Here is a 6285-nt window from a genome sequence, read left to right as displayed (position 1 = left end):
ATGTCGGTGATGAGGGCTTCGACGCGGGTCCTGATCGCGTCGCGGATCGGGCGGACGGCGTCGACGCCCTGGCCGGCCGGGTCGTCGAGCTTCCAGTCGAGGTAGCGCTTGCCCGGGAAGACGGGGCAGGTGTCGCCGCAGCCCATGGTGATGACCACGTCGGAGGCCCGGACCGCGTCGACGGTGAGGACCTTGGGCACCTCGGCGGACAGGTCGATGCCCACCTCGCGCATGGCCTCGACGGCGGCGGGGTTGACCTCGTCGGCGGGCGCGGAACCGGCGGAGCGGACCTCCACGCGGTCGCCCGCCAGGTGCGTGAGCCAGGCGGCGGCCATCTGGGAGCGTCCGGCGTTGTGGACGCACACGAACAGGACGGAGGGCTTCTCGGGCATCAGGGTCTCTCTCGTCGCACGCGGAACCGGGCTGGTGTCAGCACCGGCTGATGTGAAAGTATCAGCCCATGATGACGTCAGTCGACACTGAACTGATGCGGGTGATCGCGGACCCGCTCAGGCTCAAGATCGTCACCCTCCTCGCCGGGGAGACGCTCTGCACCACGCACCTGGTCGCGGAGACCGGGGCGCGGCAGACCAACCTCTCCAACCACCTGCGGGTGCTGCGCGAGGCGGGCGTGGTCGAGACCGAGCCCTGCGGCCGCTTCACGTACTACCGGCTGCGCCCCGACGTCGTCGACGCCCTGGCCGGCTTCTTCGCCGAGTTGGCGGCCCTGGCCCACTCCACCCACGACACCGCACGGAAGAGGTCCTGCTAGTGACCACCACGGACACCCCCGCGCCCGGCGCGCCACCCGGCGGGCAGGGCGCGGCCGTCGTCGCCAGGCTTTCCACCCTCGACCGCTTCCTCGCCGTGTGGATCCTGCTCGCCATGGCCCTCGGGCTGGGCCTGGGCCGGCTGGTCCCGGGGATGGGCGACGCCCTGGCGGCGCTGGAGGTCGGCGGGATCTCGCTGCCGATCGCGCTCGGCCTGCTGGTCATGATGTACCCGGTGCTGGCGAAGGTCCGCTACGACAAGCTGGACGCCGTCACGGGCGACAAGCGGCTGATGGTCTCCTCGCTCGTCGTCAACTGGCTCGTCGGCCCGGCCGTGATGTTCGCCCTGGCGTGGCTCTTCCTGCCGGACCTCCCGGAGTACCGCACCGGTCTGATCATCGTCGGCCTGGCGCGCTGCATCGCCATGGTCATCATCTGGAACGACCTCGCCTGCGGCGACCGCGAGGCGGCGGCCGTGCTCGTCGCGCTCAACTCCGTCTTCCAGGTCCTCGCGTTCGGCCTGCTCGGCTGGTTCTACCTCGACCTGCTCCCCGGCTGGCTCGGCCTGGGCGCGGGCGAGGAGCTCGGCGTCTCGATGTGGACGATCGCGGTCAACGTCGTCGTCTTCCTCGGCGTCCCCCTGCTGGCCGGGTTCCTCACCCGCCGCCTGGGCGAGCGCAGGATGGGCCGCGCGGGCTACGAGAACCGCCTCCTCCCCCGGATCGGCCCGTGGGCCCTGTACGGCCTGCTGTTCACGATCGTCGTCCTCTTCGCGCTCCAGGGCGAGACGATCACCAACCAGCCCGCCGACGTGGCCCGGATCGCGCTGCCGCTGCTGGTCTACTTCGCGGTGATGTGGTTCGGCACCTTCGCGCTCGGGAAGGCCATCGGCATCGCGTACGACCGCACGGCGACGCTGGCGTTCACCGCCGCGGGCAACAACTTCGAGCTGGCCATCGCGGTGGCCATCGGCGCCTTCGGCGTCACCTCGGGCGAGGCGCTCTCCGGCGTCGTCGGCCCGCTCATCGAGGTCCCGGTGCTCGTCGCCCTCGTCTACGTGTCCCTCGCCTGGCGCCGCAGGTTCGGCGAGCGGAGCCTGGTGACGGCGGCGAAGTGACGCCGCGGGCCGGGCCGGTGGCCACCGGGCGGCCTGCCGGCGGGGGCGGGCGTGGCCCGGTTCGGCCGCCTCGCGCTCGGCTGGGCCGCGCCGTGGCGCGCGGTCGCCTCCCGCGCCGGGGGCCTGGGCGGCCAACTCCGCGCCGGCGCGGCTATCGTCGCGTTGTCGCCTCCCCGCGGCGGCCGCTGGACCACCGACCCGAGCACCGACGCCAGTGGCGGCTCCGGCCTCGGCGTCCGACCCCGCCCTTCGGTAAGGAGATCCCCGTCGTGCCCCACACGCTGCTGGTCGTGGCACACCCCCGCGCCGACTCGCTGACCGCCCAGGTGGCCGCCCACCTGCACACCCGCATCAAGGACCGCGGGGACACCGCCGACGTACTCGACCTGTACGCCGAGGAGTTCGACCCGTGCCTGACCCCGGTGGACGAGCCGGACTGGGGTGACCGGGACAAGCGGTACTCGCCCGAGGTCCACGCCCACATGGAGCGCGTCTCGGCGGCCGACGAGATCGTCGTCGTCTTCCCGGTGTGGTGGTACGGGCCGCCCGCGATGCTGAAGGGCTGGATCGACCGGGTGTGGAACTACGGCTTCGCCTACGGCCGGAGCACGCCGCGCCTCGCCGGCAAGCGGATGCTGTGGCTGGGCCTGGCGGGCGCCTCCGAGGCCGAGCTCCGCGAGCCCGGCTTCGACGCCGCGATGGACCTCCAACTGCGCGTCGGCGTCTCGCAGTTCTGCGGCATCCCCGACGCGGTGGTGCACCTGGTGACGGGCACCGAACTCTCCGGCGTCCCCGAGGCGACCCGCGCGCTGCGCGTGCGCGAGATCCTCGCGGACGCGGAGAAGGCCATGGAGCGACGGACCGCCATCCCCGCACCGGCCCGCCCGCACTGACGCCCGCGGACGGATACGCCGCCCCGGGGCGCCCGTCCGCGCCGCCGGGTTGCGCCGGGGTGCCCGCCCCGCGCCGGGGTCGGCGGCACGGTCACGGGGCGGCGTCGCGCGGGTCAGGGGGCCGACGTGGTGAGGAGCCTGCCCATCGCGGCCAGCACCGAGGGCTCGACGCGGTAGTACACCCAGGTGCCCCGCCGCTCGGAGGCGAGCAGCCCGGCCTCCCGCAGCTTCCGCAGGTGGTGGCTGACCGTGGGCTGGGAGACGCCGACGTCGGAGATGTCGCACACGCACGCCTCACCGCCCGGGTGCGAGGCGACGGCGGAGAACAGCCGGAGCCGTACCGGGTCGCCCAGCGCCTTGAACATCACGGCCGTCCGCTCGGCCTCTGCGGCGGTCAGCGGTCGCTCGTCCAGCGGCGGGCAGCACGGCACGGCGTCCGGGGCCGGCACCGGCGGCGTCGTCAGCTTCGACATGCGTCTAGTTTCACACGCGTCGAAGTGGTGGTCGAGGCGTCACCGACCGGGGTCGCCGGTGCCCGCGCGCCGCGGACCGGCCCCCGCCGGCCCGCGCGGAGGCCGCCAGGCCGCTCGCTTCGACGCCGGCCCGCGCACGCCCGGTCGCCCGGCGGCGCGAGGCGGCGCTGACGCCCGTGGCGGTGACCCGGGGGCGCTCCGTGCCGTCCTCCTCCCCGGCCCTCTGATTCGATGCCTGTCTATGTTGACGCTAGTCGAAGCAAGTGCCATGCTGACGCCGTAAGCCATCGACGGAATTCGAAACAAGCGGGTCAGCGGGGACGCCTCTCCAGCGCCGCGCTCGTCACGGCCCGGATGCGCCCCGCGCTCCGGAGGGAGAGCGCCGCACCGACGCACCCGCCCCCGCGCACCGAGGAGCCCGATCACCATGAGTACGCAGCAGCTTCCCGTCATCGTCATCGGAGCGGGCCCGACGGGCCTGGCCGCCGCGGCCCACCTGCTCGACCGGGGTCTGCGGCCCCTGGTCCTGGAGGCCGGTCGGACCGCCGGGGCCGCGGTGCGCGAGTGGTCGCACGTGCGGCTGTTCTCACCCTGGGCCGAACTGACCGACCCCGCCGCCGAGAAGCTCCTCGCCCCCACCGGCTGGGTCAGGCCCGACGCCGCCCGCTACCCCACCGGCGCCGACTGGGCCGAGCGGTACCTCCAGCCCCTCGCCGACGCGCTCGGCGACGCGGTCCGCTACGGCGCCCGGGTGACCGGGGTCTCCCGCGCCGGACGCGACCGCGTCGTCGACGCCGGGCGCGACGCCACCGCGTTCACCGTGCAGCTCGCGACGGCCGACGGCCGGGAGGAGCGGCTCGCGGCCCGCGCGGTGATCGACGCGTCCGGCACCTGGGGCACCCCGTCCCCCGCGGGCGGCAGCGGGCTGCCCGCCCTGGGGGAGCGCGCGGCGGCCGACCGCGTCACCTACCGCGTGCCCGACCTCGCCGACGGCGCCACCCGCGCCCGCCACGCGGGCAAGCGGACCGCCGTGCTCGGCTCGGGCGCCTCCGCCTTCACCGCGCTCGCCGCCCTGGCCGACCTCGCCACGTCCGACGACGGCGCCGGCACGCGCGCCGTGTGGGTGCTGCGCCGGAGCCTCTCCGGCGCCACGTTCGGCGGCGGCGAGGCCGACCAGCTCCCCGCCCGCGGGGCGCTCGGCCTCGCGGCCAAGGCCGCCGTCGAGGCGGGCCACGCCGAGGCCGTCACCGGCTTCCGCACCGAGGCCGTCGAGCGGGACGGGGACGGGCGGCTGGTCCTCGTCGGCGAGGACGGCCGCCGCCTGGCGCCGGTGGACGAGGTCGTCGTGCTCACCGGCTTCCGCCCGGACCTCTCCTTCCTCTCCGAGATCCGCCTCGGTCTCGACGCGCGCCTCCAGGCCCCCGTCCAACTGGCCCCGCTGATCGACCCGAACCAGCACTCCTGCGGCACCGTCTACCCGCACGGCCACCGGGAGCTGTCCCACCCCGAGCAGGGCTTCTACGTGGTCGGCACGAAGTCCTACGGCCGCGCGCCCACGTTCCTGGCGATGACCGGCTACGAGCAGGTGCGCTCCGTCGCCGCCGCCCTCGCCGGTGACCTGGCGGCGGCCGACCGCGTCGAACTCACCCTCCCGGAAACCGGCGTGTGCGGCGGCGCGGGCCTCTTCGACGAGGCCGCCTCCGCCGACGCCGCCGCCGCGGGCGGCTGCTGCGCCCCCACTCCCGGGCTGGTCGAACTCGGCTCCGCACCCCCGGCCGCACCGGTGCCCGCGAAAACCCCGGGCGCGACCTGCTGCGCCACCTGACCGAACTCCCGCGCACGGCCGTGCCCGAAACGGCCGCCCGGGCACGGCCCCACGCAACTCCCACCCGCCTACCGCCCCTGCCAACCAACCGGGCACACGCCCAGGCAACCCTCGCGCCCGCCACCCCCACGGCAACCACCCCCGCATGCGCGGGGAGCATCGGCCTGGCATGTCCCAGCGCGAGACCGTCTTGGGGTCATCCCCGCGTGCGCGGGGAGCATTCCGCGCACTCGCACGACGTGGAGCCGGGGGCGGGGGTCATCCCCGCGTGCGCGGGGAGCATCATGCCGAGGACCACACCGTGTGGGGCGTGGTGGGGTCATCCCCGCGTGCGCGGGGAGCAGACGCCGGGGATGCCGCGGCCGTACTTCGCGCTGGGGTCATCCCCGCGTACGCGGGGAGCAGGAGCCCGTGGAGTCCCGGAGCTCGAAGCTGATGGGGTCATCCCCGCGTGCGCGGGGAGCAGAAGACCGGCAGGGGACGCCGCAGCGTCACGCCGGGGTCATCCCCGCGTGCGCGGGGAGCAGCCCACCGGCAACGCCTCGTCGCTCGGCCTGTCGGGGTCATCCCCGCGTGCGCGGGGAGCAGAAGGCCGCCTCGGTGGCCCGGTACGGGCTCAAGGGGTCATCCCCGCGTGCGCGGGGAGCAGTCCATCGCGGCGGCCTCGGGGATGGTGCGGCCGGGGTCATCCCCGCGTGCGCGGGGAGCAGTCTTGCGCTCCGTTTCGGCAGCGGCCCGCCGCGGGGTCATCCCCGCGTGCGCGGGGAGCATGGCTCGCCGGACTGATCGGACGCAGCGGGATGCCGGGGTCATCCCCGCGTGCGCGGGGAGCATCGCCTTCACCGGCCGCCAGGGCGCCCAGTGCGGGGGTCATCCCCGCGTGCGCGGGGAGCAGACGAGCTGAGCAGCGGGTTTATCGGCGGTGGTGCGTGTTTTTATGCACTTGCGCGGATTCCGGCATAGCGGGTGATCCTCTGGTTTCGGGCGCGGGGGGACGGGTGTGACCGCTGGTCGGTCCCAGGTGGGTGCAGCCTATCCACCGGCACTCTCCCGAGCGCCGTCAGTGCGGCGCGGACGGTGGGATGGCCACGCGGCGCGACGGGAACCTACGTCGGCGGCGAGTGGGCGGCCAGGGGGCCGGGGAAAGCGGGGTGTGGGGGCGGAGGGTGGTCGGGTAGCGTGCGGGGCATGTCGAGTCCTGAGTCAG

At 74.9% G+C, this 6285-nt stretch carries 6 protein-coding genes and 1 CRISPR repeat array; of the genes, 4 read left to right on the top strand and 2 right to left on the bottom strand.

Features of this window, described 5'->3' with window-relative positions:
- Positions 1-392 (bottom strand): arsenate reductase ArsC (locus OSB71_RS22840; protein ID WP_265950695.1); only part of this gene is annotated, 392 nt, incomplete at its 3' end.
- Positions 393-460: 68 nt separating this feature from the next.
- Here OSB71_RS22840 and OSB71_RS22835 point away from each other — a divergent pair.
- The 3 genes from OSB71_RS22835 (at position 461) to OSB71_RS22825 (ending at position 2780) form a co-directional block, all read left to right on the top strand.
- A complete protein-coding gene (locus OSB71_RS22835) occupies positions 461-772 on the top strand; it encodes an ArsR/SmtB family transcription factor (RefSeq protein ID WP_265950694.1) in 312 nt (103 codons plus the stop codon).
- Positions 772-1887: an ACR3 family arsenite efflux transporter gene (gene arsB / locus OSB71_RS22830; protein WP_265950693.1), complete on the top strand. Its 1116-nt coding sequence runs from the start codon at positions 772-774 to the stop codon at positions 1885-1887. The genes OSB71_RS22835 and arsB overlap by 1 nt, the downstream gene beginning before the upstream one ends.
- A 269-nt stretch (positions 1888-2156) precedes the next feature.
- Positions 2157-2780, top strand: coding sequence for an NAD(P)H oxidoreductase (locus OSB71_RS22825; protein WP_265950692.1), 624 nt, complete (start codon positions 2157-2159; stop codon positions 2778-2780).
- 113 nt (positions 2781-2893) lie between these two features.
- Here the strand turns inward: OSB71_RS22825 and OSB71_RS22820 are convergent, their stop codons facing one another.
- Positions 2894-3253 (bottom strand): ArsR/SmtB family transcription factor, encoded by a 360-nt coding sequence (locus OSB71_RS22820; protein WP_265950691.1) that lies wholly within the window; start codon positions 3251-3253, stop codon positions 2894-2896.
- 427 nt (positions 3254-3680) lie between these two features.
- Between OSB71_RS22820 and OSB71_RS22815 the strand changes: the two genes are divergently transcribed.
- Positions 3681-5078 carry an NAD(P)-binding domain-containing protein gene (locus OSB71_RS22815; RefSeq protein WP_265950690.1) on the top strand — a complete coding sequence of 466 codons (1398 nt, stop codon included), beginning with the start codon at positions 3681-3683 and terminating at the stop codon, positions 5076-5078.
- A 192-nt stretch (positions 5079-5270) separates the two neighbouring features.
- Positions 5271-5972: a CRISPR direct-repeat array (repeat unit 28 nt; unit sequence GGGGTCATCCCCGCGTGCGCGGGGAGCA).
- Positions 5973-6285 lie beyond the last annotated feature (313 nt).

This window comes from Streptomyces marinisediminis, from assembly GCF_026262575.1.
In the GTDB taxonomy this organism is placed as follows: Bacteria; Actinomycetota; Actinomycetes; order Streptomycetales; family Streptomycetaceae; genus Streptomyces; species Streptomyces marinisediminis.
This window is presented reverse-complemented; position numbering and strand designations above follow the sequence as displayed.

What these genes read in the sequence shown, in the direction of transcription:
- OSB71_RS22820 (WP_265950691.1), bottom strand. Translation starts at nt 3,253, where the DNA reads ATGTCGAAGCTGACGACGCCGCCGGTGCCGGCCCCGGACGCCGTGCCG.
- OSB71_RS22815 (WP_265950690.1), top strand. Translation starts at nt 3,681, where the DNA reads ATGAGTACGCAGCAGCTTCCCGTCATCGTCATCGGAGCGGGCCCGACG.
- OSB71_RS22835 (WP_265950694.1), top strand. Translation starts at nt 461, where the DNA reads ATGATGACGTCAGTCGACACTGAACTGATGCGGGTGATCGCGGACCCG.